Source organism: Paraburkholderia sp. D15 (assembly GCF_029910215.1).
GTDB lineage: Bacteria > Pseudomonadota > Gammaproteobacteria > Burkholderiales > Burkholderiaceae > Paraburkholderia.
The window spans coordinates 869,999-895,366 of the sequence record NZ_CP110395.1; the positions used below are offsets into that span (position 1 = coordinate 869,999).

Genomic DNA, 25,368 nt, shown 5'->3' on the forward strand with positions numbered 1-25,368 from the left:
AGACTTCAATCGCCCGCAAAGCCCCGCCAGTCATGGATTTCACCTATGCGGGGAGGTCTCGGCGCGGTCGTTAACCTGGATGCGGCGAAGTGTAAGTCATCGAGAAATAACACGGCGAACGCGGCGAACACCGCGTACAGGCACGCCGGCCTGCTTTGCCGCCGCTCGACAAGACGCTCCGGAGATCCAATGCTTAACAACATCACAATTCGTGGCGGCCTGACGCTGTTGATCAGCGTGTTCGTCGCCTTCCTGCTGACGGTGATCGCGGTCGGCTACGGTGCGCTCAAGCTCGCCAACGGCAGCCTCGACGAAACGCAGCGCAGCGCGATCGCGTTGTCGCATCTGAAGGCGAGCTCCGAGAAGCTGCTGCAGGTGCAACTCGCGGTGGGTTCGTATCAGACGCTCTTCAGCGTCGGCAAGCAGACCGACGAACTGCTGCCGGCCGCGCATAAGGTGCTGGTCGAATCGAACAACGATTTCCGCAACTACATGGCCGGCCCGTTCGCGAGCGCGGAGGAACAGCGGCTCGCGCAGACCGTCGAGCAGGCTCGCACCGCGCTGGTCGACAAGGCGATCGAACCGGAATTCAAGGCGCTCAACGATTTCGATTTCAATACCTTCCGCAATATCCAGGGCGAGACGGCGAACGGTTTCTACGCAACGTATTCGAAGGCGATCGACGCGCTCGAACGCGCGCAGACCGATAGCCAGCACGCGCAGGCGGCCACCGCCACGCAGCGCTTCCAGATGGCGACACTGCTGTTCGCCGCGATCGGCGTGATCGCGATCGCGATCAGCGTGGTGGCGCGCATCGCGCTGTCGGCGGCATTGATCAAGCCGGTCAACGCGACGGTCAAGCATTTCGAACGCATCGCCGCCGGCGATCTGTCGGGCGCGATCAAGGTGAAATCGCGCAACGAGATGGGTCAACTGCTGGCCGCGCTGACGAAGATGCGCGACGGCCTCGTGGCCACCGTCGGCCAGGTGCGCGGTAGCACGACGGCCATCACGCAGGGCGCGAACGAAATCGCGTCGGGCAACGCGGACCTGTCCTCGCGCACCGAACAGCAGGCGGCGGCGCTCCAGCAGACCGCGGCCAGCATGGAGCAACTGTCGGCCACGGTGAAGCAGAACGCCGACAACGCGAAGCAGGCGAACCGTCTCGCGCACGGCGCACTGGATACGGTGACGCGCGGCGGCTCGGTGGTGTCGCGCGTGACGGAAACGATGGACGGCATCAGCGCGTCGTCGCGCAAGGTCACGGAGATCATCGGCATGATCGAGGGGATCGCGTTCCAGACCAACATCCTCGCTTTGAACGCGGCGGTGGAGGCGGCGCGCGCGGGCGAGCAGGGCCGCGGTTTCGCGGTGGTGGCCTCGGAAGTGCGCAGCCTCGCGCAGCGCTCGGGCGCGGCGGCGAAGGAGATCAAGGAGTTGATCGGCGAATCGGCTGCCAAGGTGGAGGAGGGCGCGTCGCTCGTGTCGGACGCGCAGAAGACGATTCACGAAGCGATGAGCGCGGTGGAACGCGTGACCGGCGTGATGAGCGAGATCGAAGCGTCGGCGCTCGAACAGAGCGACGGCATCGAGCAGGTCAACAAGGCGGTGTCGCAGATCGACGAGGTGACGCAGCACAACGCGGCGCTGGTCGAGCAGGCGGCGGCCGCGGCGAAGTCGCTGGAAGAGCACGCGGTGGCGTTGCGCGATGCGGTCGCCGTGTTCCGGCTGGATGTGATGGCCGCTTAGTGCCTGAGTGTCCTGCTGCTCCGGCAGGACAGGCGAAAAAATAGCCACCGGAGCGGCCGCGTAGACGGCGATCCGGTGGCTATTTGCTTTTGATGGCGCGCTAGCGGAAACGTTTCCGCCGCCGTCGCTCCCCTCGCTTATCGCCCAGCTCCGGCAAACCCCTGCGGATTGCTCGACTGCCAGCGCCAGTGATCCGCGCACATCCGCTCGATACCGTATTCCGCGCGCCAGCCGATCAGCTTCTCGGCGGCCGCCGGATTTGCGAAGCACGACGCGACGTCGCCCGGACGGCGCGCCACGATCTCGTACGGCACCGGCCGCCCGGACGCCTTCTCGAACGCACGCACGACGTCCAGCACGCTGTAGCCCTGGCCCGTGCCGAGATTGACGACGAAGCTCGCGTCGCGCTGCACCAGCGCATCGAGCGCGGCCAGGTGGCCGCGCGCCAGATCGACCACGTGGATGTAATCGCGCACGCCGGTGCCGTCCGGCGTGTCGTAATCGCCGCCGAACACGCGCAGCTTCTCCAGCTTGCCGACCGCCACCTGCGCGACATACGGCATCAGATTGTTCGGAATGCCCGCCGGGTCTTCGCCGATCAGGCCGCTTTCATGCGCGCCGACCGGATTGAAATAGCGCAGCGTGGCGATGCGCCACGACGGATCGGCGATTTCCAGGTCGCGCAGAATCTGCTCGGCGATCAGCTTGGACTGTCCATACGGATTGGTGGCCGACAGCGGAAACGACTCGTCGATCGGCGAGCTCTTCGGCACGCCATACACGGTGGCCGACGAGCTGAACACGAACTGCTTGACGTTGCGCTCGCGCATCACGTTGAGCAGGGTCAGCAGACTGCCGACGTTGTTGCTGTAGTACTCGATCGGCTTGGCCACCGATTCGCCCACCGCCTTCAGCGCGGCGAAATGAATCGCGCCGCTGATGGGATGCGCGTCGAAAATACGGTTGAGCGCCGCCGCGTCGTTCACGTCGGCTTCGTGGAAGGTCACGGCCTTGCCGGCGATCTTCTCCACGCGCCGCAGCGACTCGCGGTTGCTGTTCACGAGATTGTCGATCACCACGACGTCGAATCCGCCGTTCAGCAATTCGACGCAGGTGTGCGAGCCGATGAAACCGGCGCCGCCCGTTACCAGAATCGTGCCCTTCGTGGTCATGCTGTTGCTCCGTTAAAGTAAAACACCCGTCATTTTTTGCACCAGGTCTTTGTACGTTTCGACGACCACGCGTTCGTCGAATTCTTGCGCGACTTTCTGCCGGCCGCGTTCCGCCATCGCTCGGCGTTCGGGTTCGCTCATATCGAGCATCTTCATGAGACTCGCCGCGAGACTGTCCGCATGGCGTACCTCGCACAGCAGGCCGTTGACGCCATCCTGCACGACCTCGCGGCAGCCCGGCACGTCGGTGGCGACGATCGGCCGGCCCATCGCCGAGGCTTCCATCAGCGTGCGCGGCACGCCTTCGCGATACGACGGTAAAACGATGCAGTCTGCATCAGCGATAAAAGGCCGCACGTCGTGCGCCTCGCCAAGATACTCGATGATGCCTTCCCGTTCCCACGCCGTCACGTCTTCGCGCGTGATCGCGCTCGGATTGTCGACGCCGACCGGACCGAGCAGTTGGAACCGCGCGCGCGGATAACGTTCACGCACGCGTCGCGCGGCCTCGACATATTCGCCGACGCCCTTGTCCCACAGCAGCCGCCCGATCAGCAGGAAACGGAAATCGGCGCGCTCGGACAGGGGCGCGAACGCGAACTGTTCGAGGTCGACGCCTTCGCCGTGCAGCAGCCGCGCGCGCTCGGGATGCACGAGCAGGTTCTGCTCGACGAACGCGGCTTGATCGTCGCGATTCAGAAACCAGACTTCGCGCGGGAAACGGAACGCGAAGCGGTAGAGCTTCTTGGCGACATCGGCGGCGCGGCTTTGCTGGATGAACACGTAGCCCAGACCGGTGGTCACCGCGACCGATTGCACGCCGGCCAGCTTCGCGGCGATCGAGCCGTAGATGTTCGGCTTGATCGTGTAGTGGAACACGACATGCGGACGAATCGTCCGGTATTGACGGAACAGCGCCCACAGCGTGCGCAGATCGTCGCGCGGGCTGGTGCCCTTGGCCGCCATCGGCAGCTCGATGCAGCGGCACCCCATCGCGGTCAGCAGCTCGAACGTGCGGTCGCGTGGCGCGAGCACCGTGACGTCGACGCCGCGTCCGACCAGCATGCGGATCAGCCCCTGCCGGTAGGTATAGATGGCCCAGGCGGTATTACAGACGAGCGTGATGCGCAACGCGGGCGTCGACTTCAGGGCAGGCTTCATGCGGAACAGGCTCGGCGGTGAATGGGAAGGGGATCGTGGGGAGGCGGATCAGCGGCCCGTGCGCGGGGCGAGCAGCAGACGCTTGATCCGTTGCAATGCACGGTAAGGCGTGACGAGGTGCAGCAGGTCTTTGGCGAGACCCAGCCAGTCGTACGGGTTGAGCGGATTGAAGTAGCGCAGCAGCAGGCGCAACGTCGAGATCACCTGCCGACGCCGTTTCGTCGCGCTGATACCGCCTTCGTTGACTTCGTAATAAAGACCCAGCTCCGGCAGGTTCGCGCAGTCGTAGCGCTGCATCAGCCGCACGAACAGATCGAGGTCTTCGGCCGAGCGATATTGCGCGCGATAGTTGCCGACCGCGCGCACGGCGTCGATACGCAGCATCATCGACGGATGCGACAGGCACAAACGGAAAAAACGCAGACGCCGGATCGCATTGGGTTCGGCTGGCGGCGTGAGCATATAAAGCGGCTCGCCGCTGCGCGACACCACCTGAGTCCACATGCCGAGACCGGCCACGCGCGGATGCAGTTCCATGAACACGCGCTGCTTCGCGAGCCGCTGCGGCACGCTGCGGTCGCCCGCGTCGATCCGGGCCGCGTAGCGAAAGCCGCGCTGCGCGAGCGTGTCGATGCCAGTCTGCAACGCGCGTTCGATACCGCCGTTTCGAGGCATGCGCAACACGTCGATCTGCATGTTGGCGATGGACGGCGCGACGATCGGCGGCGTACTGCCGTCGTCGACGATCAGCACGTGGACCGGCGCGTTCTCGCTGAACGAAGCGAGCGTCAGTTCGACGTCGGCCTGGCCGTTGAACGCGGGCATCAGCACCGCGACATCGTCGAGGGCCATCTGCGCGGCGGCGGATGAATTCGTCATGAGCGCAATTTGAAACGGATGTAATAAAGATTAACCGACGCGGCGGCCAGATAGCCGGTGGCGAGACCCACGAGCGCGCCATAGGCGCCGAGCCGCGGAATCGCCAGCAGGTTCACGACGAACGCGACCGCCAGCGCCAGCAGCCACTTGGCGAGCAACACGAATTTCGCCTGATACTTGAGCACGATCAGATTGCCGATCGCCTCGATGCCGGCGGGCACGGACAGCCACACGGCCCAGCGGAAAATCCCGATCGCGCCTTCGAAGTCCGGCCCGAACACGCGGCGGATGATGAACCCGGCCAGCAGGTCCAGCACGAGCGCGCCGCTCACCATCAGCACCGCGGTCATCGCGGTGAGCCGCCACATATTGCGACGCAGTTGCGCGGCGTCCTGCACGCGATAGACGAAAGCCGGCGCGATAGTCTGCGCGAGCATCAGCGCAAGCGTGATCCAGTTTTCGTTGAGCTGCTGCGCGGCGGAATAGCGGCCGAGGTCGGCGAACGAAATGGCCCGTTCGAGCATCAGCCGGTCCAGTTTCAGGAACAGGTACATACCGATCAGGCCGATCCAGAACACCGTGCCGGCGCTCGCGAAATGCCGGAACAGCGTGCGGTCCACCTGCCAGCCGAGCGTGCCGCCATGCCGGCGCATGAAATAAATCAGCAGTACCGCGCCGATCGCCGCCGATTCCAGCGCCCACAGCCAGCCGAAGCGCGCCGGGCCGGCCGCCGCGCGTACCAGCAGATAGACGAGCCCCGCCTTGATGATGGCCGTGCTCATGCTGGTCAGCAACTGCGGCTTGCTGTACGTCATGCTCTGCAGCCACGCGTTGATCACGCCGACGAACGGTTCGCGAAACAGCATGGTCACCGCGAGGCCCGCGAGCATCGCGCCGACCAGTGGGTCGAACGCGTGCAGCGCGATGCCGAGCCAGGTCAACAGCAAGGCCACGAGCGACACGGAAAAACGCAGCACGAACGCACTGCCGAGCACGGTGCCTAACTGCGCGGGCGGCCGGTTGACGATGGTCGGCACGAGGATCTCCGCGCCGCACACCCAGGTGATCGGCGAGAGCACCAGCAGCAGCGTGTTCGCGTATTGCCATTTGCCGAACGTGTCCGGCCCGAAGTAGCGCGCCAGCATGCCGCTGATCGCGATCGCCACGCCGATCTGCGTGAGCCGTTCGAGGCCTAGCCAGACGATATTCGTGAAGGCGCGCGTGACGTCGGGATTGGCGAAGCGCTTGAGCGTCAGCATGCGGGCGCCGCGCCACGAGCGGCACGCGCGCCGCTTATCCGCACATCTGCCCACCGGGCCGACTGTCTCGGCAACTTTACAAAAGGAGGGCGTCTAAGCATTAGAATGGCGTGATAAGGCAGGGCTGAAAAACGCAATTATAAGTTGGAACCGGACCGCTTCCGGCAAGGGTGCGGCGCGAGGATTTCACGCTATCGTTTTATCGATTTTTTACCGATAGCCGCGCGCTGTGCCAGTCAAAAATTCCATTGCACGCAAGTGAGCCAACATGATCTCCAAATCCATTTTCAAGGCGTATGACATTCGCGGTGTAATCGGCAAGACGCTCGACGCCGAAGCCGCGCGTTCCATCGGCCGCGCATTCGGCAGCGAAGTGCGGGCGCAAGGCGGCGATGCCGTGGTGGTCGCGCGTGACGGCCGCCTGTCCGGGCCCGAACTGATCGGCGCGTTGTCCGACGGTTTGCGCGAAGCGGGCGTCGACGTGGTGAACGTCGGCATGGTGCCCACGCCGGTCGGCTACTTCGCGGCGAGCGTACCGTTGCAACTCGACGGCGGCGAACGGCGCGTCGATTCGTGCATCGTCGTGACGGGCAGTCACAATCCGCCGGACTACAACGGCTTCAAGATGGTGCTGCGCGGCGCCGCCATCTACGGCGAGCAGATCCTCGCGCTGCATCAGCGCATCGTCGACGATAACTTCAGCCAGGGCAGCGGCACGTACACCGAGTACGACATCGCCGACGCGTACCTCGATCGCATCGCGAGCGACATCAAGCTCGCGCGTCCCATCAAGATCGTGGTCGACACCGGCAACGGCGTGGCCGGTGGCCTCGCGCCGAAGCTTTTCAGGAAGCTCGGCTGCGAACTGGTCGAACTGTTCACCGAGATCGACGGCAATTTCCCGAACCATCACCCGGACCCGGCGCACCCGGAAAACCTGCAGGACGTGATCCGCGCGCTGAAGGAAACGGACGCTGAAATCGGTTTCGCGTTCGACGGCGACGGCGATCGTCTCGGCGTCGTCACGAAAGACGGCCAGATCATCTATCCGGACCGTCAACTGATGCTGTTCGCCGAAGAGGTGCTGTCGCGCAACAAGGGCGCGCAGATCATCTACGACGTGAAGTGCACGCGCAACCTGGCGAAATGGGTGAAGGACAAGGGCGGCGAGCCGCTGATGTGGAAGACCGGCCACTCGCTGGTCAAGGCGAAGCTGCGTGAAACCGGCGCGCCGCTGGCGGGCGAAATGAGCGGCCACGTGTTCTTCAAGGACCGCTGGTACGGTTTCGACGACGGCCTGTACACCGGCGCGCGTCTGCTCGAAATCCTCACGCGCGTGGCCGATCCGAGCGCGCTGCTCAATTCGCTGCCGAATTCGCATTCCACGCCGGAGCTGCAACTGAAGCTGGAGGAAGGCGAGAACTTCGAACTGATCGCGCGTCTGCAGCAGAACGCGCAGTTCACCGGCGCGGACGACGTCGTGAAGATCGACGGTCTGCGGGTCGAGTATCCGGACGGCTTCGGTCTCGCGCGTTCGTCGAACACCACGCCGGTCGTGGTGATGCGTTTCGAAGCCGATAACGACGCGGCCCTCAAGCGCATCCAGGAAGACTTCCGCCGCGTGATTCTCGCGGAGAAAGCGGACGCGAAACTGCCGTTCTGACCGTCGTCGCGGCGGCCGCGAGCCGTCGCACGAAACGCGGCGCGGTTTAACCAACCGCGCCGCGTTTTTTCATGAAATCGATAAACGACGCGCTAGAATTGCCGTCCTTGCGAGAAAAGCGCGGCTTACCGCGTTTTTCTCTCCCTTCGGGGCCTATTCAACGCATCTTCGGGCCGGATAGCCGGTTTTCCCACTCTTGAGCGTGCAAAAGATATTGATCGTGAGGGTGTCGTCGCTGGGCGACGTCGTTCACAACATGCCGGTGATCGCCGATATCCGGCGCCGTCACCCCGACGCGCAGATCGACTGGCTCGTCGAGGAGAGCTTCGTCGGGCTCGTGCAACTCGTCACCGGCGTGCGGCGCGCGATTCCCGTATCGCTGCGGCGCTGGCGCAAGCGTCTGCTGTCGGCGGAAAACTGGCGCGAGATCGGCGCGTTCCGCCGCACGCTCGCCGCCGAGCACTACGACCTCGTGATCGACTGCCAGGGGCTCATCAAGACCGCGTGGGTCGCGAGCCTGGCGCGCGGGCCGCTGGTCGGCCTCGCGAATCGCACCGACGGCGCGGGCTTCGAATGGCCGGTGCGGTTCTTCTACGGCAAGCGCGTGCCGATCGAGCCGCGCACGCACGTGGTGGAACGCACGCGGCAACTGGTGGCCGCGGCGCTGAACGACCCGGCGCCGCAACCCACCGACGACATCGACTTCGGTCTCGACACGCAGCGCGCGGCGCTGGCGTTGTCGCAAGCCGATCTGAATCTGCCGGTGCCCTACGTGGTGTTCGTGCACGCAACCTCGCGCGCCGACAAGCAGTGGCCCGACGCCGCGTGGATCGAACTCGGCCAGTCGCTGGTGCGGCGCGGTGCGTCGATCGTCCTGCCGTGGGGCAGCGACGCGGAGCGCGCCACCAGCGAGCGCCTCGCCAAGGAATTCGGCGCGGCGGCGATCGTGCCGCCCAGGCTTTCGTTGCCGGCCGTGGTCGGCTTGATCGAAGGCGCGGCCGCGACCGTGGGGGTTGACACAGGTCTGGTTCACATCGCGGCCGCGCTGAAACGGCCAACGGTCGAGTTGTACAATTTCGCCACCGCGTGGCGCACCGGCGGCTACTGGTCGCCGAACGTCGTCAATCTCGGCACGGCCGGGCAGCCGCCCACGCTGCAACAGGTGAAGTCGGCGCTGGCCGGATTCGGTCTGCTCTAGTGCGTGCGGCACGCTTCGCCTTAAGCTCCATCCGTTTTCAAGGGCGACCATGAACGAAACCCAGATCATCGAAGTAGCGAACGCCGACTGGCACGGACGCAATCTGTCCGTGCCGCGCGAGACGCTGCTCGCCGGCGTCGAACGCGGCAAAGTCCTGTATTTCCCGAACCTGCGTTTCGCGATCGAAGGCGGCGAGCAGGCGCTGCTCGATCCCGCGTTCGCCGATCCGAGCCGCAAGAACATCAGTCTCGAACCGAACGGCGGCGCGCTGCACGGCGTGGCCGGCGACGCCGTCACGCAATCGGCGGTGCGTGCGCTGATCGCGCGTTATCAGGCCAATGCGCGCACGCTGGTCGACGGTCTGTTCCCCGAGTACACCGGCAAGCTGCGCGTGGCGCCCACCAGCCTGCGGCTGCATCAGGTGGAAACGCGCGAGACGTCGTGGCGCAAGGACGATAGCCGCCTGCACGTGGATGCTTTTCCGTCGCGGCCGAATTACGGCGAGCGCATTCTGCGCGTGTTCACCAACGTGAATCCGCACGGCACGCCGCGCGTGTGGCGCGTCGGCGAACCGTTCGAGGACATGGCCAAACGCTTTCTGCCGCGCATCAAGCCGCAGATGCCCGGTGCCGCGTGGTTGCTGAACCTGCTGCACGTGACGAAATCGCCGCGCAGCGAGTACGACCATCTGATGCTGAATCTGCACGACGGCATGAAGGCCGATCTCGACTATCAGAAGTCGAGCCCGCAGCAGACCATGCCGTTTCCGCCGGGCAGCGTGTGGGTGTGTTTCTCGGATCAGACCTCGCATGCGGTGATGTCCGGCCAGTTCATGCTGGAGCAGACTTTCTTCCTGCCGGTCAAGGCGATGGCGCAGCCCGAATGCGCACCGCTTGGCATTCTCGAACGCCTGAAGGGCAGGGCGCTGGTTTGAGCGCCGCGGTCCTGGGGGCGGTCGATTCCGTGATGTGTCTGGCGGTCCGTCTGGCTGTCCGTGTGGTTGTCCGTGTGGTTGTCCGTGTGGTTGTCCATCTGGTTGTCCATCTGCCGCGCGATCCGGCGGCAAGGTCCGGCGTGTCGGCGTGGGCGAGCGATAGCGCGGAGCGCCGATGCTGAGAGTCATCTACAACGCGCTGTGGTGGTTGATCGCGCCGATAGCCGTGCTGCGGCTGTTGATCCGTTCGCGCAGGGAGCGCGGCTACCGTGAGCATATCGGCGAGCGTTTCGGTTACGCGCGCGGGCGGTTGCCCGAGGACGACGCGCCGCTGATCTGGGTGCATGCGGTGTCGGTGGGCGAAACGCGCGCCGCGCAACCGCTGATCGACGCGCTGATGAAGGCGCGTCCCGACGCACGCATTCTGTTGACGCACATGACGCCGAGCGGCCGCGCGACCGGCGAGCAGATTTTCGGCGATCGCGTATTGCGTGCCTATCTGCCGTACGACATGCCGCATGCGGTGCGGCGCTTTCTGCGCGCGTGGCGTCCGTCGCTCGGTCTGGTGATGGAAACCGAGGTGTGGCCGACGCTGATCGACGAATGCCGTCGCGCGGATGTGCCGCTGGTGCTGACCAATGCGCGGATGTCGGCGCGCTCGTTCAGGCGCGCGGCCAAATTCGGCGGCGCGACCAAAGACGTGTTCGGCGGTTTTTCGCGGGTGTTGGCGCAGAGTCCGTCGGATGCCGAACGCCTGACCGCGCTCGGTGCGCGCAACGTCGCGGTGCTCGGCAATCTGAAGTTCGACATGAGCACGCCGCCGGCGCTCGCGGCGCGCGGCCACGCGTGGCGCGCGGCGATCGGCACGCGGCCGGTATGGGTCGCGGCGAGCACGCGCGAGGGCGAGGAAGAACTCGTGTTGCAGGCTTTCGCGTCGCTAGGTATCGACGATGCGCTGCTGATTCTGGTGCCGCGTCATCCGCAACGGTTCAACGAGGTGGCGGCGCTGGTCGAGCGGCAGGGGTTGCGGCTCGAACGGCGCTCGACCTGGGCGCCGGATGCGAAGGTGGCTTCCGCGGCGCTCGCTTCGGGCACCCGGATCGCCGCGTTGCCGTCGAACGTGAACGTGTTGCTCGGCGACTCGATGGGCGAACTCGGTGCCTACTATGCGGCGTCGGATCTGGCGTTCATCGGCGGGAGTCTGTTGCCGCTGGGTGGGCAGAATCTGATCGAAGCTTGCGCGGTCGGCGTGCCGGTGCTGATCGGGCCGCACGTGTTCAACTTCACGCAGGCCACCGCCGATGCGGTCGCGGCGGGCGCGGCGGTTCAGGTGCCGGACCCGGCCGGTCTGGCGACGGCGCTGCGCGAGCTGTTCGGCGACAAAGCGAGGCGTCTCGCGATGGGCGGCGCGGCATCGGCGTTCGCCGCACGCCATCGCGGCGCGACGGCGCGCACGGTGGATGTGCTGATGGCGCTGCTGCCGGAGTGAGGCGGCGGCCGCGTCGAAGTTTCACGGCGCGCCTGCGCTATCCCTTCATCACACCTTCAGCAAGCCCTTCTTCTCGATAAACGCCACCACCTCGCTCAGGCCATCGAGCGCTTTCAGGTTGCACATCACGAAGGGCCGCTCGCCGCGCATCTTCTTCGCATCCGACGCCATCACGTCGAGATTCGCGCCGACCATCGGCGCGAGGTCCGTCTTGTTGATCACCAGCAGGTCCGACTTCGTGATGCCGGGGCCGCCCTTGCGCGGAATCTTCTCGCCGCCCGCCACGTCGATCACGTAGATCGTCAGGTCCGAGAGTTCGGGGCTGAAGGTCGCGGCCAGGTTGTCGCCGCCCGATTCGATGAACACGATGTCCGCATCGGGAAAACGCGTGAGCATGCGGTCGACCGCTTCCAGATTGATCGACGCGTCCTCGCGAATCGCCGTATGCGGGCAGCCGCCGGTTTCGACGCCCATGATCCGTTCGGCCGGCAGCGCGCCCGCCACCGTCAGCAGACGCTGGTCTTCCTTCGTGTAGATGTCGTTGGTGATCGCGACGAGATCGTATTGATCGCGCATCGCCTTGCAGAGCATTTCGAGCAGCGTGGTCTTGCCCGAACCGACCGGGCCGCCGACGCCCACGCGCAGCGGCGGCAGTTTCTTCGTGCGTTGGGCGGGATGATGAGGTGCGTTCATGATGGATCGTCTTATGAGCGGAAGAGCCGCGAGTATTGCGATTCGTGGCGCGCCGACAGAATGCCGAGTTGCGGCGCGAAGGTATTGATCTGGTCCGGCGGCGTGGCGCGCGCGCGGGCGACGGCGGCATCGATCGGCTCGCGCAACGCGACGATGATGCGCTGGCCCGCGAGCTGTCCCAGCGGCACGGCCTTCAAGGCGGCGGCCGCCTGGTTTTCCACCCAGCTGAACGCATAGGCGGCGAGGGCGGCGTCGACGGCGGCGTCGTTGGCCCAGGCGGCGAACGCGAAGGCGGTGGGTTGCGCGAGCGGAGTGAGCGCGGCGAGCGTCGCGCGCCGCTGCGCGTCGCCCCATTCCAGCGACACGCACAATTGCCGCAGCGACCAGCCCATCTGTTCGGTTTCGCGGCGCAGTTCCGCCGACTCGCGGCTCGCGAGGAATTCGCGGTTGGCGTCGGCGAGACCGGTGGTGTCGTGAGTGCGCCAGCGTTCCATCTGATGCGCGAGGAACGGCAGTTCGCCGTGCGCGAGGACGTCCGTCAGACCGCTTGCGATCCAGTTGCGGGCGGAGTCGGCGTCGGTGATCAACTGCGCTTCGATCGCCGCTTCAAGGCCTTGCGAGTAGCTGAACGCGCCGATCGGCAAGGCCGGCGACGCGAGATGCAGCAGCGCGGTGAGTTCAGCGGTGCGCATGATGGTGGTGGTGGCCGTGGCCGCACGATTCGTCGTGGACGTGATCGTGGCCATGGCCGCCGTCATGCCCGTGATCGTGCCCATGATGCTCGCCGAACACCTGCTGCGCGAGCGCATAGTCTTCCGCGAACGTCTCGTCGTGCCCATGCTTATGACCGCCGCCGTACGCGCCGGACTCCGGCTGAAACGGCATCGACACCTCGTCGACCTTGGCGCCGATGCGCTTGAGCATGTCGGCCAGCACCGGATCGTATTCGAGCTTCAGATAATCCGCGCCGACTTCCACCGGCGTGTGCCGGTTGCCGAGGTGATAGGCGGCGCGCGTGAGCGTCAACGTATCGTTGGCCCGCACGACCAGCACCGCTTGCGGTGCGGCGATCACGCGGACGAGACCGCCGTCGTCGGCGACCAGCACGTCGCCGTCGCGCAGCACGGTGCCGCGCGGCAGCAGCAGCGCGACGTCCTCGCCGTTGTCGAGCGTGGCCGCGAGGCGGCTCTTGCGGCGCTCGTCGAACGCCAGGGTGAGCGTGGGCGCCCGCTTCACCAGCACGGGCGCGAGCTTCACATGCGGCGCGATCAGCTTGTCGAGAGTACGCATGGTCAGAAGAGGAAGTAGCGTTGCGCCATCGGCAGTACGGTGGCGGGCTCGCAGGTCAGCAACTGGCCGTCGGCGATCACCTGATAGGTTTCCGGATCGACGCTGATCGACGGACGCCACGCGTTATGGATCATGTCCGCCTTGGTCACGCTGCGACAGTGCTTCACCGCGACGATGCGTTTGGACAGGCCGTAGCGTTCGCCGACGTTCGCGTCGGCGGCGAGTTGCGACACGAAGGTCAGCGACGTGCGGCCCAGCGCACCGCCGCGCGTGCCGAACATCTCGCGATAGTGGACCGGCTGCGGCGTCGGGATCGACGCGTTCGGGTCGCCCATCTGCGCCATCGCGATCATGCCGCCCTTGAGAATCAGCGAAGGCTTGATGCCGAAGAACGCCGGTTCCCAGAACACCAGGTCGGCCCACTTGCCCGGCTCGATCGAACCGACTTCATGCGCGATGCCGTGCGTGATGGCCGGATTGATCGTGTACTTGGCGACGTAGCGCTTGGCGCGGAAGTTGTCGTGCCGCGCATTGTCCTCGGGCAGCGCGCCGCGCTGCACCTTCATCTTGTGCGCGGTCTGCCATGTGCGGATGATCACCTCGCCGACCCGGCCCATCGCCTGCGAATCCGACGACAGCATCGACAGCGCGCCGAGGTCGTGCAGGATGTCTTCGGCCGCGATGGTCTCGCGGCGAATCCGCGACTCGGCAAACGCGATGTCTTCCGCGATCGACGGGTCCAGGTGATGGCACACCATCAGCATGTCGAGATGCTCCTCGAGCGTGTTGACCGTGTACGGGCGCGTCGGATTGGTCGACGAGGGCAGCACATTCGCTTCGCCGCAGACCTTGATGATGTCCGGCGCGTGACCGCCGCCCGCGCCTTCCGTGTGATACGTGTGGATCGTGCGGCCCTTGAAGGCGGCCACCGTCGCTTCGACGAAACCCGCTTCGTTCAGCGTGTCCGTGTGGATCGCGACCTGGGTGTCGGTGTCGTCGGCGACAGAGAGGCAGTTGTCGATCGCGGCGGGCGTCGTGCCCCAGTCCTCGTGCAGCTTCAGGCCGATCGCGCCGGCGGCGATCTGTTCGAGCGCCGGTTGCGGCAGGCTCACGTTGCCCTTGCCGAGAAAGCCGAGATTCATCGGATAGCCGTCGGCCGCCTGCAGCATGCGTTCGAGGTGCCACGGACCCGGCGTGCAGGTGGTCGCGTTGGTGCCCGTCGCCGGACCCGTGCCGCCGCCGAGCATGGTGGTCACGCCGCTCGCGAGCGCTTCTTCGATCTGCTGCGGGCTGATGAAGTGGATGTGCGTGTCGATGCCGCCCGCCGTCACGATCAGGCCTTCGCCCGCGATCACTTCGGTCGATGCGCCGATCGCGATCGTCACGTTCGGCTGGATGTCGGGATTGCCCGCCTTGCCGATCGCCGCGATGCGGCCGTTCTTGATGCCGATGTCCGCCTTGACGATGCCCCAATGATCGAGAATCAGCGCGTTGGTGACGACGGTGTCGACCACCTCGGCGTGCACGCGCTGCGACTGGCCCATGCCGTCGCGAATCACCTTGCCGCCGCCGAATTTCACTTCCTCGCCATAGGTGGTGAAGTCGCGTTCGACTTCGATCAGCAACTCGGTGTCGGCGAGGCGCACGCGGTCGCCGGTGGTGGGGCCGAACATTTCAGCGTAGGCGCGGCGGCCAATGCGTAAGGTCATGGTGTGAGTCCGGAAAGGATCGAGGCCGTGAGGACGATGAAGACAGGCGCGCGCACGGGCGTCACAGCTTGCCCATCACCTTGCCGTTGAAGCCGTAGACGACGCGATCGCCGGCCAGCGCGACCAGTTCGACGGTGCGCTCCTGGCCGGGCTCGAAGCGCACGGCGGTGCCGGCCGCGATGTTCAGCCGGAAGCCGCGTGCCGCTTCGCGGTCGAAGGCGAGCGCTTCGTTGACTTCGTAAAAGTGGTAATGCGAGCCGATCTGCACCGGCCGGTCGCCGGTGTTCGATACGACGACCGTGACGGTCGCGCGGCCCGCGTTGAGCTCGTGTTCGCCGTCGTCGATGATGAGTTCGCCGGGGATCATGGGCAGCCTTGAAGAGTGGATGCTCGGCCGATCAGGGGATCGGATGATGGACGGTGACGAGCTTGGTGCCGTCGGGGAAGGTCGCTTCGACCTGGATGTCGGGGATCATTTCCGACACGCCTTCCATCACGTCGTCGCGGGTGAGCAGGGTGGTGCCGTAGTGCATGACCTCGGCGACGGTCTTGCCGTCGCGGGCCGCTTCCATCAGCGCCGCGGTGATGAACGCGACCGCTTCCGGGTAGTTCAGTTTGAGGCCGCGTGCGCGGCGCCGTTCGGCGAGCAGCGCGGCGGTGAAGATCAGCAGCTTGTCCTTCTCGCGAGGTGTCAGCTTCATCGAATGTGTGCGTAGGGTTGCGCGGGCGCGGCGGCGGCCCGGGGACTGCCGGCGACGCTGTTAGGCGCTGCGCGTCATGACCGCGATCGTGTGCGATGCACGGGATGAGGTCATGACGAGTGCAATGCCGGATAAGCCAGTCACGGTATCAAGCTGGGCTAACGATGCGCTTACAGGTCGGCGGGCAGCGGCGCGCCGAACCACTTCTTCGACATCGCGTTGAGGGTGCCGTCCTGGCGCGCCTGGCCGATGGCGGCATTGACCTTCTGAAGCAGACGCGGCTCGTTCTTGTTCATGCCGACGAAGCACGGCGAATTCTTGATGACGAATTTCGGTTCCGGGCGGCGCGGCGGATTTTTCGCGAGGATGGCGGCGGCGACGATGTTGCCGGCGGCGATCAACTGCACCTGGCCTGACAGGAACGCGGCGATGGTCGCGTTGTTGTCTTCGAAGCGTTTGATGGTGGCGTTCGGCGCCATTTGCGTGAGACCGATTTCCTCGAGTGCGCCACGCGTCGCGCCGACGGTTTTGCCGGTGAGGTCGGCGGGACTGGTGACCTTGATGTCGGCGGGGCCGAATACGCCCTGGTAGTACGGCGCGTAGGCGTTGGAGAAGTCGATGACTTTTTCGCGCTCGGGCGTTTTACCGAGCGACGAGATCACGAGATCGACCTTGCCGGTTTGCAGATAGGGGATACGGTTCGCGCTGTTGACCGGCACGAGTTCGAGTTTGACGTTCATCGATCTGGCGAGCAGCGCGGCGGTATCGATGTCGTAGCCTTGCGGCTTCATATCGGGGCCGACCGAGCCGAACGGCGGATAGTCTTCCGGCACCGCGACCTTGAGCACGCCGGCCTTGGCGATGTTATCGAGCGTATCGGCGTGAGCGACGGGCGCGTGAATGGCGAGAGCGGGCGCGAGCAGCAGCGCGGCGAGCCACGCGCGACGCGCGGGGCGGAGAGGCGAACGGTTCATGTCGATGAGCGTGGTGGCGATGGCTGGGCGGCTGCCGTCAGGGTGCGGCAGCATCGTGGGAGCGTGTTATGCAAGGTGCGTGCCATCGCGGCAGGGCGGGCGAAGCCCGGACGGCGCGGGATAAGTGCACCAAAATAAAGCGAATCAATGCTCAATGTTGGTGCTTTGTCTCGTTGCCGTTTTTCGACTATTGCGGCTGTGCCGGCTGCGGTTTCCGCTTCAGTATTTTGTTGGCGGCGAAAACTGATGCCGTGGCCAGGACGAGCGAGAAGATCAACATGAGAAGGCCGCCGAATGCCTCGATTGTGTCTGGCGCATCAATGCCGAAGTACGACGCAACGCGCACGAGTCCAATGGTTGCCCAAGGCGCGAACTGCATATCGAGCAACGCGTGAAGTATGACCCAACTCAAGAGCAGCACTGCGCCGACGTTTGCCAGGATTCGAATCACTTTCACGGTTGGCTTACCTCGATGCGTCCGTACGCCTTGATGCCGGCGCCGACAAAGAATGGTTGCTGATTATGGAGGATAGTCCGAAGTTTCTCGAAGTCTTCCTTGCGTGCCAACGTGATGCACCCTTTGCTGATTCCCATCGATCCTCTCGGGTGAAGCCTGAAGTTTCCACGTCGAACGCCGCTGACGAACGTTTCGTCATCGATGATGCCGTCGTCACGATAGAGCGCAAACCATTCCTTGGGATTGTGGCCAGGCATGTTGTCCCAGAACCAGCCAAGGCGGCCGCCAGACTGGCGGTCGATAATGAAATATGTTCCTGGCGGAAGAGGACCTATGTCGGCCCTTGCCACTTCGCCGGGGTCATTCACGGCTCTACCCAAGCCCGAGAATGCGGGCATGCCACCAATACCGGGGCAAACCAGCATGCTCATCGATCGATTGTTCAGAGTGAATGTGCATGTAATGGGCATAAAGCATCGATGTTTGAAAGACCGAATTGTTGCCCAAAAATACGAGCGGTTTTACTACCAAATCAAGCAGTTGAAAACTCACCGCCGACGCGATCCGCGTTGAAAGACCGGGAACTGTCATCACCTGCCGACGGAGAGCGGAATATCGGATTGACACGGGGGCGCGCGCAGCGCCGCCGGAAGAATGACTGCTGTGTCACGAACGCGGAGTGTGCGAGAACACGGATTCCAGATGCACCACTACCGCGTGGCGGACCACGGAGCCCGCTTATGAGCTAGCGGTGTGAGCCGCTTTCTTTTGCTTACTTTTCTTTGCGGCAGGCAAAGAAAAGTGAGTGCCGCCCCGCACAGGGGCAACGCTAATAAACCACCAGCACTACAAGAAAACCCACCCTCAAGTAGCCCAAATCCGCAACGGCGCAGCCCCCACCCCATGCACAACCGGCCGCAACTGCATCCAGCATTGAACGAACGCCTGCTGGAGCATCTCCATGGATCTAGCCACGGCCCGCACGATCAACACCCCATCGACAACACAGGAAGCCCCGCCTCTTAAAGCACCATCAAACCCGATACTCGCGGTCAGCGCCTCAGCCAGCCCTTGATCACAAGCCGCCCCCACCGCCCAAAGCGTCCCGAACACAGCAAATCCATCCAGCCCTTGCCCCGCCTCGCGCAGCGAATCCTCCGCCGCGAGATTCGCGCGCTCGAACCACAGCAATCCGCCGTCGGCGCCGACAATCCGCGACTCCGCCCGCAAATGCCCCGCCGACCATCGCTCACCCGCCGCCTGCCGTCCGAGCTGCATCGCATCCCACCCAATCGCGGAAGCGCCCTCGGCCATGGTCAACGAAAACGTCAGCGAAGCATTCGCATGATCGAAAACGATATTGTTCTGCGGCAACCAGTCGAGCTTCGCGCCGGCGCCGAGCCGCACATCGATTCGCTGTTGCGCCTCGCGCCCGTTGGACTTGTACCACTTGGTCGCCCCCGGCGTCGTCACAACCGCGTGCGCGCCGGCGCCCACATCGACATCGATATCGAGCCGATCCCCACCCGCAATACCACCCGGCGGATGCACGATCACCGCATGACAGATCGCCTGACCTTCGGGATACAACGGTCGTTGAATCCGCAACGGCCCAACGTGCCGACGATGCGCAAGCGTGGTCCGCTCGCCTTGCTTGACGAAGCCGAGTTCGAGCCGGGCTTGCCATTGCGAATGCGCGCTGTTTTGCGCGGCGGCGAGCGTAGTGTGATTTTCGTGAAGCGACATGCGAAATGGACGTGCGAGCGACAGGTTAGGGCGGAGCGTGCCCGCTAATATGACGCGTGACGGTGTATGGCCAAACGCCTGGTTCAACGCGCTTGACCCAACGCGAGTGCACCGCCCGGTCATGGAATCCGGCGAGAATAGCACGCCGCTTTCAGGCATCAATCAGGCATCGATCAGTCGCCAGATACCCAGCACGCCCGACATTAAACGGCGATCAACGCCCGCACCCCGTCCCGATCCATGTTCACCCCTTCACCGCCCGCGACGATCTCGCCGCGGCTCATCACCCAGTAACGATCGGCGATGTCTTTCGCGAAATCGTAGTACTGCTCGACCAGCAGCACCGTCATGCCCATCTCCTCGACCAGTTGCCGCAACGTCCGGCCGATGTCCTGAATGATCGACGGTTGAATCCCCTCGGTGGGTTCATCGAGAATCAGCAACTGCGGATCGCTCATCAGCGCACGGCCGATCGCGAGCTGCTGCTGCTGACCGCCCGACAGATCGCCGCCGCGTCGCGCGCGCATGTCCTTGAGCACCGGAAAGAGTTCATAGATGCGATCGGGGATTTTCTTCGGCGCTTTTTTACTCGCCGCGCCGACCAGCAGATTTTCCTCGACGGTCAAACGCGGAAAGATATCGCGCCCCTGCGGCACATAAGCGAGCCCCTTCTCGACGCGCGAGTAGGTCGGCAGTTTGGTGATCGGCGCGCCGCGCCACGCAATGGAGCCGCTCTTCGTATTCACGACGCCCATCAGGCAGCGCAGCAGCGTGGTCTTGCCCACGCCGTTGCGTCCTAGCAGCACGGTGAGTTTGCCGTCGGGCACGGTGAGCTTCACATCGCGCAGGATATGGCTACCGCCGTAATACTGATTGAGGTTTTCTACTTCGAGCATATCCGTTCGACCCTTTGTTATATCGACCGCCGCGTCCTGCCGTGCCGTGCCGCTCCGGTCAGCGGCCCAGGTAAGACTCGATCACCGTCTCGTCGCGCTTGACCTCGTCGAGCGTGCCGTGCGCGAGCACATGTCCCTCGGCCATCACGGTCACCTTGCCGGTCGCGCCCGACAATGCCGCGACGAATTCCATATCGTGCTCGACGACCATCATCGAGCAGGTGCCGCGTAGCCGGTTCAGCAGCTCCGCCAGTTGCATGGTTTCGTCGTCGGTCATGCCGGCGGCTGGTTCGTCGAGCAGCAGCAACGCGGGTTGCTGCATCAGCAGCATGCCGATTTCGAGCCGCTGCTTCTGTCCATGCGACAGCTCGCCCGCCAGGCGGCGCGCCTCGCTTTCGAGTCCGATCAACGCAAGCGTCTCTTCGATGCGCGCCTGTGCCTCGCGATCGAGCCGTGCGCGCAGCGACGCCCACCAGCCCTTGTCGGTCTTCATCGCCAGTTCGAGGTTTTCCCATACGGGATGCTGTTCGAACACCGTCGGCTTCTGGAACTTGCGGCCGATTCCCGCGCGCGCGATCGACGGTTCGTTCATCCGCGTCAGATCGATCGACTGGCCGAGAAAGACCTTGCCGGAATCGGGCCCGGTCTTGCCGGTGATCACGTCCATCATCGTCGTCTTGCCCGCGCCGTTCGGGCCGATGATGCAGCGCAGTTCGCCGGCATCGATCGACAGCGTCAGCGCATTCAGCGCGCGGAAACCGTCGAAACTCACGGTGACGTCTTCGAGATACAGGATCGTGCCGTGCGAGATGTCGATCTCGCCTGGCACGACCGCGTGCCCCATGTTCGCCACGCCGCTCAGCGAAGTTTCGGCGGGGGCTTCGGGAATCGCCAGATCGGGAACCATCGGGTTTTCATTCATGAGCGGTTCCTCCTGCGCGTCACCAGCTCGACCAGTCCCATGATGCCGTTGGGCAGCAGCAGCGGAACCAGCACGAAGATCAAGCCCAGAAAGAACAGCCAGTACTCGGGGAAATTCGCCGTGAAAAAACTCTTCGCGCCGTTCACCGCGAACGCGCCGACGATCGGTCCAATGAGCGTGCCGCGTCCGCCCACCGCGACCCAGATCGCCATTTCGATCGAGTTGCCCGGCGACATTTCGCCCGGGTTGATGATGCCCACCTGCGGCACGTACAGCGCGCCGGCAATGCCGCACAACACGGCCGACACGGTCCACACGAACAGCTTGTACGCGAGCGGGCTGTAGCCGAGGAACATCAGCCGGGTCTCGCCGTCGCGCACGGCGGTCACCACACGGCCGAGTTTCGAGGTGACGATCGCGCGCGCGCCGAGGAACGCGAGGATCAGCACCGCGAAGGTGATCATCAGCAGCGCGGTGCGCGTGCCCGGATGGGTGATCGGAAAACCGCCGATACGCTTGAAGTCGGTAAAGCCGTTGTTGCCGCCGAAGCCGGTTTCGTTGCGATAGAACAGCAGCATCGCGGCGAAGGTCATGGCCTGCGTGATGATCGACAGATACACGCCCTTCACGCGCGAGCGGAACGTGAAGAAGCCGAACACCCACGCGACGACCGCCGGCACCAGCACCACCAGCAGCAGCGCGTAGCCGAGATGCTGGGTGCCCTGCCAGTACCACGGCAGTTGATGCCAGTCGAGAAACACCATGAAGTCCGGCAGATCGCTGCCGTACTTGCCGTCGTGGCCGATCGCGCGCATCAGGTACATGCCGATCGCGTAGCCGCCGAGCGCGAAGAACAGCGCATGCCCGAGGCTCAGAATGCCGCAGTAGCCCCAGACGAGATCCAGCGCGAGCGCGGCGATCGCGTAGCACATGAACTTGCCGGTGATCGTCATCGCGTAGGCGGACAGATGGAACGCGCTCGTCTCCGGCACGACCAGCGTGGCGAACGGCACGCCGAGTCCGAACACGACGATCAGGGCGATGAGTGCGAGCCATGCGCGCCGCGACAGCAGCGCGGGACGCGGCGGCAAGCCGAGCGCGAAGCCGGACTGCGGGTCGCGTTCGCTGGTCGCGTGATTGCCGCTCGCACGCACGTGGGCGGTGGAAGTCGCTGTCGTCATCATGCCTCCGCGCTGCGGCCCTTGAGGGCGAACATGCCCTGCGGACGCTTCTGGATGAACAGCACGATCAGCACGAGCACCGCGATTTTCGCGAGCACCGCGCCCCAGAACGGCTCGATCGCCTTGCTGACGAGACCGAGGCCGAAGCCGCCGATCACCGTGCCGGCCAGTTGACCGACGCCGCCGAGCACCACCGCCATGAACGAATCGATGATGTAGCTCTGGCCGAGGTCCGGTCCGACATTGCCGATCTGCGACAGCGCACAGCCGCCCAGCCCCGCGATGCCCGCGCCGAACGCGAACGCGTACGAATCGACCCGCGCGGTCTTCACGCCGACGCACGCCGCCATGCGGCGGTTTTGCGTGACGGCGCGCACGAAAAGGCCGAGCCGCGTTTTGGTCAGCACGGCCCACGCGATGCCGACGACGATCAGCGAGAACGCCAGGATCGCCAGCCGGTTGTACGGCAGGATCAGATCGGGCAGCACGGTGACGCCGCCGCTCATCCACGACGGGTTGACGACCTGCACGTTCTGCGCGCCGAACAGCATGCGGGTCGCCTGAATCAGGATCAGGCTCACGCCGAAGGTGGTCAGCAGCGTCTCCAGCGGACGCCCGTATAGATGCTTCAGCACCAGCCGTTCGAGCACGATGCCGACCAGTCCCGCCGCCGCGAACGAGGCCGGCACCGCGAGCAGCGGATACCAGTCGAACGCGCCGGGCGCGAAGCGCTGAAACAGGTTCTGCACGACGTACGTGGCGTACGCGCCGATCATCAGGAATTCGCCGTGCGCCATGTTGATCACGCCGATCAGCCCGTACGTGATGGCGAGGCCCAGGGCGGCGAGCAGCAGCACGCTGCCGAGCGACAGGCCCGCGAACAGCGTGCCGGCAATCTGGCTGCGGCGCTGGATCGCGTCGAGCTGGTCGATGCCGCTTTGCGCGGCGGCGCGCACGCGGTCGTCGGGCTCGGCGAAGGTGCCGTCCGGCTTCTTCGCGACGAGCGGGCGCAGCAGTTCGTTCATGTCGAGTTCGTGCCGTGCCGCGACCAGTTGCACGGCCTGGAGGCGCCTCGCCGGATCGGCGTCGTGCAGGGCGGTCATCGCCCACAGCGTGTCGAGGCGTTTCTTCAGCGCCGGATCGGTTTCCTTCGCGCGGGCCGCGTCGACGAGCGGTTTGATCGACGGATCAGGATTCTGCAGCAAGGCCGCGATGGCGGCCTCGCGCGTCGCCCTGTCCGGCGAGTCGAGCTGCAGTCCCGAGAGCGCGCCCGCGACTTTCGAGCGCAGCAGATTGTTCAGCGTGACCGGTTGCGCGTCGCTGGTGGCGGCGACGGTTTTGCCGGTGACGGCATCGCGCGTGGTGTCGCCGTCCTGCAGCAGCACGACGCCCGCGTCGGTGGCGAGCGCGCTGTCGTCGGACAGCGCCTTGAGCACGGCCATCGAGGCGGGATCGTGATTGGCGATCAGCTTGTCGATGGCGGCGGATTTCGCGTCGAAGTCGTCGCCGGCGAGCGGCGCGACGTCGGCCTGGGTCAGTGCGAACGCGGCGGGACTCAGCAGCGCGAGCGCCAGCGAGAGCAGGAGCGTTCTGCGATAGAGGCGGGAGATCATAGGCAGGTTCAAACAGACTGCGAGGTGGGCCCGTCCGGGAGGCGTGACGGCGGCTTCGCCGTCACGCCCTGCCTGGCCGGCAACCTGGCTGCCGGCTCAGTCAGCGGATGAGTGGGTAACCCGGTCGGCGACGCGGTTGACAACTCAGTGCGCAACGCGATCAGCGCCCGGACCGGCGACCGGGTCCGCAACTCACGCCACGCGGCGGCGGCGCAGGAAGTCGGGAATCGAGCTGACCACATCCGGCTTGCTCGAATTGCCCGCGATGAACGGACTCCACGGCTGCGCGCGGATCGCGGTCTTGGTGCGCCACACGACGTTGAACTGACCGTCGGCGCGCACTTCGCCGATCATCACCGGCTTGTGCAGATGGTGATTGCCGTCCATCGTCAGCACGAAGCCCGACGGCGCGTTGAAGCTCTGGCCGATCATCGCCACGCGGACCTTGTCGACATCGGCGCTCTTCGCTTTCTCGACCGCCTGCTTCCACATGTGAATGCCGACGAAGGTCGCTTCCATCGGGTCGTTCGTCACGCGCTTGTCGCCGCCGGGCAGGTTGTTGTCCTTCACCCATTTCGCGAACATCGCCTTGAACTTCGTGTTCTCCGGATTGCGCACCGACATGAAGTAGTTCCATGCCGCGAGGTTGCCGACCAGCGGCTTGGTGTCGATGCCGCGAAGCTCTTCTTCGCCGACCGAGAACGCGACCACGGGCACGTCGGTCGCCTTCAGTCCCTGGTTGCCGAGTTCCTTGTAGAACGGCACGTTCGAGTCGCCGTTCACCGTCGAGATCACCGCGGTCTTGCCGCCTTGCGAGAAGGTCTTGATGTTCGCGACGATGGTCTGGTAGTCGCTATGGCCGAACGGTGTGTAGACCTCCTGGATGTCGGCATCCTGCACGCCTTTCGACTTGAGGAACGCGCGCAGAATCTTGTTGGTCGTGCGGGGGTACACATAGTCGGTGCCCAGAAGGAAGAAACGTTTGGCGCCGCCGCCTTCCGCGCTCATCAGATATTCGGTGGCGGGGATCGCCTGCTGGTTCGGCGCGGCGCCCGTGTAGAACACGTTGCGCGACATTTCCTCGCCTTCGTATTGCACCGGGTAGAACAGCAGACCGTTCAGTTCCTCGAACACCGGCAGCACCGATTTGCGCGACACCGAAGTCCAGCAGCCGAACACGGCCGAGCACTTTTCCTGGGTGATGAGCTGACGCGCCTTTTCGGCGAACAGCGGCCAGTTCGACGCCGGATCGACCACCACCGGCTGGATCTGGCGACCCATCACCCCGCCGTTCTTGTTGATGTCCGAAATGGTCATCAACGCGGTGTCCTTCAGCGACGTCTCCGAGATGGCCATGGTGCCCGACAGCGAATGCAGAATCCCCACCTTGATCGGACCGCTGTCGGACTGCGCTTGCGCGAACGGGACCCGACCCGCCAGCGCGAGCGCGCCTGACATGGAACCGAACTTCAACAGACTGCGACGTTTCATGTGCTTCCCCTTGCCATGGATGGTGACTGTGATGGTGACTTTTATGGGCGTCGATTTCGGCCAGCGAGGCTTATCCCGCATGACTTGCCGCTTGTGTACTGCAAGGCACATGCCATGTGGTCGTTTCGACCGATGCATCGCGGATGGCGCGCCGTGACGCGGCCGGACGGCAGTCAGTTATGCGTAATGAA

24 protein-coding genes are annotated in these 25,368 nt (G+C 64.8%); 5 read left to right on the forward strand and 19 right to left on the reverse strand.

Annotated features, from left to right (window positions below; all coding sequences use genetic code 11):
• The first annotated feature begins 189 nt into the window (after positions 1–189).
• Positions 190–1,749, forward strand: coding sequence for a methyl-accepting chemotaxis protein (locus LFL96_RS03730; RefSeq protein WP_280998177.1), 1,560 nt, complete (start codon positions 190–192; stop codon positions 1,747–1,749).
• Between the two features lie 137 nt (positions 1,750–1,886).
• Here the strand turns inward: LFL96_RS03730 and galE are convergent, their stop codons facing one another.
• Genes galE through LFL96_RS03750 form a run of 4 tightly spaced genes read right to left on the reverse strand, consistent with a single transcriptional unit; the run spans position 1,887 to position 6,220 of the window.
• Positions 1,887–2,921: a UDP-glucose 4-epimerase GalE gene (gene galE / locus LFL96_RS03735; RefSeq protein WP_280998179.1), complete on the reverse strand. Its 1,035-nt coding sequence runs from the start codon at positions 2,919–2,921 to the stop codon at positions 1,887–1,889.
• 12 nt (positions 2,922–2,933) lie between these two features.
• Positions 2,934–4,082, reverse strand: coding sequence for a glycosyltransferase family 4 protein (locus tag LFL96_RS03740; RefSeq protein WP_280998181.1), 1,149 nt, complete (start codon positions 4,080–4,082; stop codon positions 2,934–2,936).
• Positions 4,083–4,130: 48 nt separating this feature from the next.
• Positions 4,131–4,961, reverse strand: a complete 831-nt coding sequence (locus tag LFL96_RS03745; RefSeq protein WP_280998183.1) for a glycosyltransferase — start codon at positions 4,959–4,961, stop codon at positions 4,131–4,133.
• On the reverse strand, positions 4,958–6,220 hold the full coding sequence (locus LFL96_RS03750; RefSeq protein WP_280998185.1) for an oligosaccharide flippase family protein: 1,263 nt from the start codon (positions 6,218–6,220) through the stop codon (positions 4,958–4,960). Before LFL96_RS03750 ends, LFL96_RS03745 begins: the two co-directional genes overlap by 4 nt.
• A gap of 268 nt (positions 6,221–6,488) precedes the next feature.
• On the opposite strand from LFL96_RS03750, the gene LFL96_RS03755 reads away from it, so the two are divergent.
• The 4 genes from LFL96_RS03755 to waaA all read left to right on the forward strand — a co-directional run bounded on the left by LFL96_RS03755 (position 6,489) and on the right by waaA (position 11,504).
• Positions 6,489–7,883 carry a phosphomannomutase/phosphoglucomutase gene (locus LFL96_RS03755; RefSeq protein ID WP_280998187.1) on the forward strand — a complete coding sequence of 465 codons (1,395 nt, stop codon included), beginning with the start codon at positions 6,489–6,491 and terminating at the stop codon, positions 7,881–7,883.
• Between the two features lie 196 nt (positions 7,884–8,079).
• A complete protein-coding gene (waaC, locus tag LFL96_RS03760) occupies positions 8,080–9,081 on the forward strand; it encodes a lipopolysaccharide heptosyltransferase I (RefSeq protein WP_348638412.1) in 1,002 nt (333 codons plus the stop codon).
• Between the two features lie 49 nt (positions 9,082–9,130).
• Positions 9,131–10,015, forward strand: a complete 885-nt coding sequence (locus LFL96_RS03765) for a Kdo hydroxylase family protein (protein ID WP_280998191.1) — start codon at positions 9,131–9,133, stop codon at positions 10,013–10,015.
• A 175-nt stretch (positions 10,016–10,190) separates the two neighbouring features.
• Complete coding sequence (waaA, locus tag LFL96_RS03770) at positions 10,191–11,504, forward strand: lipid IV(A) 3-deoxy-D-manno-octulosonic acid transferase (protein WP_280998193.1); 1,314 nt, start codon at positions 10,191–10,193, stop codon at positions 11,502–11,504.
• 48 nt (positions 11,505–11,552) lie between these two features.
• Here waaA and ureG read toward each other — a convergent pair whose 3' ends face one another.
• The 15 genes from ureG to urtA all read right to left on the reverse strand — a co-directional run bounded on the left by ureG (position 11,553) and on the right by urtA (position 25,177).
• On the reverse strand, positions 11,553–12,197 hold the full coding sequence (ureG, locus tag LFL96_RS03775) for an urease accessory protein UreG (RefSeq protein WP_280998195.1): 645 nt from the start codon (positions 12,195–12,197) through the stop codon (positions 11,553–11,555).
• 11 nt (positions 12,198–12,208) lie between these two features.
• Complete coding sequence (locus tag LFL96_RS03780; protein WP_281000539.1) at positions 12,209–12,889, reverse strand: urease accessory UreF family protein; 681 nt, start codon at positions 12,887–12,889, stop codon at positions 12,209–12,211.
• Positions 12,876–13,487 carry an urease accessory protein UreE gene (ureE, locus tag LFL96_RS03785; RefSeq protein WP_280998197.1) on the reverse strand — a complete coding sequence of 204 codons (612 nt, stop codon included), beginning with the start codon at positions 13,485–13,487 and terminating at the stop codon, positions 12,876–12,878. Before ureE ends, LFL96_RS03780 begins: the two co-directional genes overlap by 14 nt.
• A 2-nt stretch (positions 13,488–13,489) precedes the next feature.
• Positions 13,490–15,196 (reverse strand): urease subunit alpha, encoded by a 1,707-nt coding sequence (gene ureC, locus LFL96_RS03790; RefSeq protein ID WP_280998199.1) that lies wholly within the window; start codon positions 15,194–15,196, stop codon positions 13,490–13,492.
• A 61-nt stretch (positions 15,197–15,257) separates the two neighbouring features.
• Positions 15,258–15,563 carry an urease subunit beta gene (locus LFL96_RS03795; RefSeq protein WP_280998201.1) on the reverse strand — a complete coding sequence of 102 codons (306 nt, stop codon included), beginning with the start codon at positions 15,561–15,563 and terminating at the stop codon, positions 15,258–15,260.
• 31 nt (positions 15,564–15,594) lie between these two features.
• Positions 15,595–15,897 carry an urease subunit gamma gene (gene ureA, locus LFL96_RS03800; protein WP_280998203.1) on the reverse strand — a complete coding sequence of 101 codons (303 nt, stop codon included), beginning with the start codon at positions 15,895–15,897 and terminating at the stop codon, positions 15,595–15,597.
• Positions 15,898–16,067: 170 nt separating this feature from the next.
• Entirely contained in the window at positions 16,068–16,871 is an 804-nt protein-coding gene (locus tag LFL96_RS03805; protein ID WP_281000541.1) for a transporter substrate-binding domain-containing protein, read from the reverse strand.
• Between the two features lie 187 nt (positions 16,872–17,058).
• Complete coding sequence (locus tag LFL96_RS03810) at positions 17,059–17,328, reverse strand: hypothetical protein (protein WP_280998205.1); 270 nt, start codon at positions 17,326–17,328, stop codon at positions 17,059–17,061.
• A complete protein-coding gene (locus LFL96_RS03815; protein ID WP_280998206.1) occupies positions 17,325–17,798 on the reverse strand; it encodes a DUF2778 domain-containing protein in 474 nt (157 codons plus the stop codon). The genes LFL96_RS03810 and LFL96_RS03815 overlap by 4 nt, the downstream gene beginning before the upstream one ends.
• A 394-nt stretch (positions 17,799–18,192) precedes the next feature.
• Complete coding sequence (locus tag LFL96_RS03820) at positions 18,193–19,074, reverse strand: urease accessory protein UreD (RefSeq protein ID WP_280998207.1); 882 nt, start codon at positions 19,072–19,074, stop codon at positions 18,193–18,195.
• A gap of 203 nt (positions 19,075–19,277) precedes the next feature.
• Entirely contained in the window at positions 19,278–19,970 is a 693-nt protein-coding gene (gene urtE / locus LFL96_RS03825) for an urea ABC transporter ATP-binding subunit UrtE (protein ID WP_280998208.1), read from the reverse strand.
• Positions 19,971–20,028: 58 nt separating this feature from the next.
• Positions 20,029–20,892 (reverse strand): urea ABC transporter ATP-binding protein UrtD, encoded by an 864-nt coding sequence (gene urtD, locus LFL96_RS03830; protein WP_280998209.1) that lies wholly within the window; start codon positions 20,890–20,892, stop codon positions 20,029–20,031.
• A complete protein-coding gene (gene urtC / locus LFL96_RS03835) occupies positions 20,889–22,073 on the reverse strand; it encodes an urea ABC transporter permease subunit UrtC (RefSeq protein WP_280998211.1) in 1,185 nt (394 codons plus the stop codon). Before urtC ends, urtD begins: the two co-directional genes overlap by 4 nt.
• On the reverse strand, positions 22,073–23,686 hold the full coding sequence (gene urtB, locus LFL96_RS03840; protein ID WP_280998213.1) for an urea ABC transporter permease subunit UrtB: 1,614 nt from the start codon (positions 23,684–23,686) through the stop codon (positions 22,073–22,075). The genes urtC and urtB overlap by 1 nt, the downstream gene beginning before the upstream one ends.
• A 192-nt stretch (positions 23,687–23,878) precedes the next feature.
• Positions 23,879–25,177, reverse strand: coding sequence for an urea ABC transporter substrate-binding protein (gene urtA / locus LFL96_RS03845; RefSeq protein ID WP_280998215.1), 1,299 nt, complete (start codon positions 25,175–25,177; stop codon positions 23,879–23,881).
• Between the last annotated feature and the right edge of the window lie 191 nt (positions 25,178–25,368).

Excerpts from the sequence above, each read along its gene's own strand:
- LFL96_RS03750 (WP_280998185.1), bottom strand. The coding sequence starts at position 6,220 with ATGCTGACGCTCAAGCGCTTCGCCAATCCCGACGTCACGCGCGCCTTC.
- urtB (WP_280998213.1), bottom strand. The coding sequence starts at position 23,686 with ATGATCTCCCGCCTCTATCGCAGAACGCTCCTGCTCTCGCTGGCGCTC.
- ureE (WP_280998197.1), bottom strand. The coding sequence starts at position 13,487 with ATGCGTACTCTCGACAAGCTGATCGCGCCGCATGTGAAGCTCGCGCCC.
- LFL96_RS03765 (WP_280998191.1), top strand. The coding sequence starts at position 9,131 with ATGAACGAAACCCAGATCATCGAAGTAGCGAACGCCGACTGGCACGGA.
- ureG (WP_280998195.1), bottom strand. The coding sequence starts at position 12,197 with ATGAACGCACCTCATCATCCCGCCCAACGCACGAAGAAACTGCCGCCG.
- ureC (WP_280998199.1), bottom strand. The coding sequence starts at position 15,196 with ATGACCTTACGCATTGGCCGCCGCGCCTACGCTGAAATGTTCGGCCCC.
- LFL96_RS03755 (WP_280998187.1), top strand. The coding sequence starts at position 6,489 with ATGATCTCCAAATCCATTTTCAAGGCGTATGACATTCGCGGTGTAATC.
- LFL96_RS03815 (WP_280998206.1), bottom strand. The coding sequence starts at position 17,798 with ATGCCCATTACATGCACATTCACTCTGAACAATCGATCGATGAGCATG.
- ureA (WP_280998203.1), bottom strand. The coding sequence starts at position 15,897 with ATGAAGCTGACACCTCGCGAGAAGGACAAGCTGCTGATCTTCACCGCC.
- LFL96_RS03795 (WP_280998201.1), bottom strand. The coding sequence starts at position 15,563 with ATGATCCCCGGCGAACTCATCATCGACGACGGCGAACACGAGCTCAAC.
- LFL96_RS03730 (WP_280998177.1), top strand. The coding sequence starts at position 190 with ATGCTTAACAACATCACAATTCGTGGCGGCCTGACGCTGTTGATCAGC.
- urtC (WP_280998211.1), bottom strand. The coding sequence starts at position 22,073 with ATGACGACAGCGACTTCCACCGCCCACGTGCGTGCGAGCGGCAATCAC.
- waaA (WP_280998193.1), top strand. The coding sequence starts at position 10,191 with ATGCTGAGAGTCATCTACAACGCGCTGTGGTGGTTGATCGCGCCGATA.
- urtE (WP_280998208.1), bottom strand. The coding sequence starts at position 19,970 with ATGCTCGAAGTAGAAAACCTCAATCAGTATTACGGCGGTAGCCATATC.
- urtA (WP_280998215.1), bottom strand. The coding sequence starts at position 25,177 with ATGAAACGTCGCAGTCTGTTGAAGTTCGGTTCCATGTCAGGCGCGCTC.
- urtD (WP_280998209.1), bottom strand. The coding sequence starts at position 20,892 with ATGAATGAAAACCCGATGGTTCCCGATCTGGCGATTCCCGAAGCCCCC.
- LFL96_RS03740 (WP_280998181.1), bottom strand. The coding sequence starts at position 4,082 with ATGAAGCCTGCCCTGAAGTCGACGCCCGCGTTGCGCATCACGCTCGTC.
- LFL96_RS03805 (WP_281000541.1), bottom strand. The coding sequence starts at position 16,871 with ATGAACCGTTCGCCTCTCCGCCCCGCGCGTCGCGCGTGGCTCGCCGCG.
- galE (WP_280998179.1), bottom strand. The coding sequence starts at position 2,921 with ATGACCACGAAGGGCACGATTCTGGTAACGGGCGGCGCCGGTTTCATC.
- LFL96_RS03820 (WP_280998207.1), bottom strand. The coding sequence starts at position 19,074 with ATGTCGCTTCACGAAAATCACACTACGCTCGCCGCCGCGCAAAACAGC.
- LFL96_RS03780 (WP_281000539.1), bottom strand. The coding sequence starts at position 12,889 with ATGCGCACCGCTGAACTCACCGCGCTGCTGCATCTCGCGTCGCCGGCC.
- LFL96_RS03745 (WP_280998183.1), bottom strand. The coding sequence starts at position 4,961 with ATGACGAATTCATCCGCCGCCGCGCAGATGGCCCTCGACGATGTCGCG.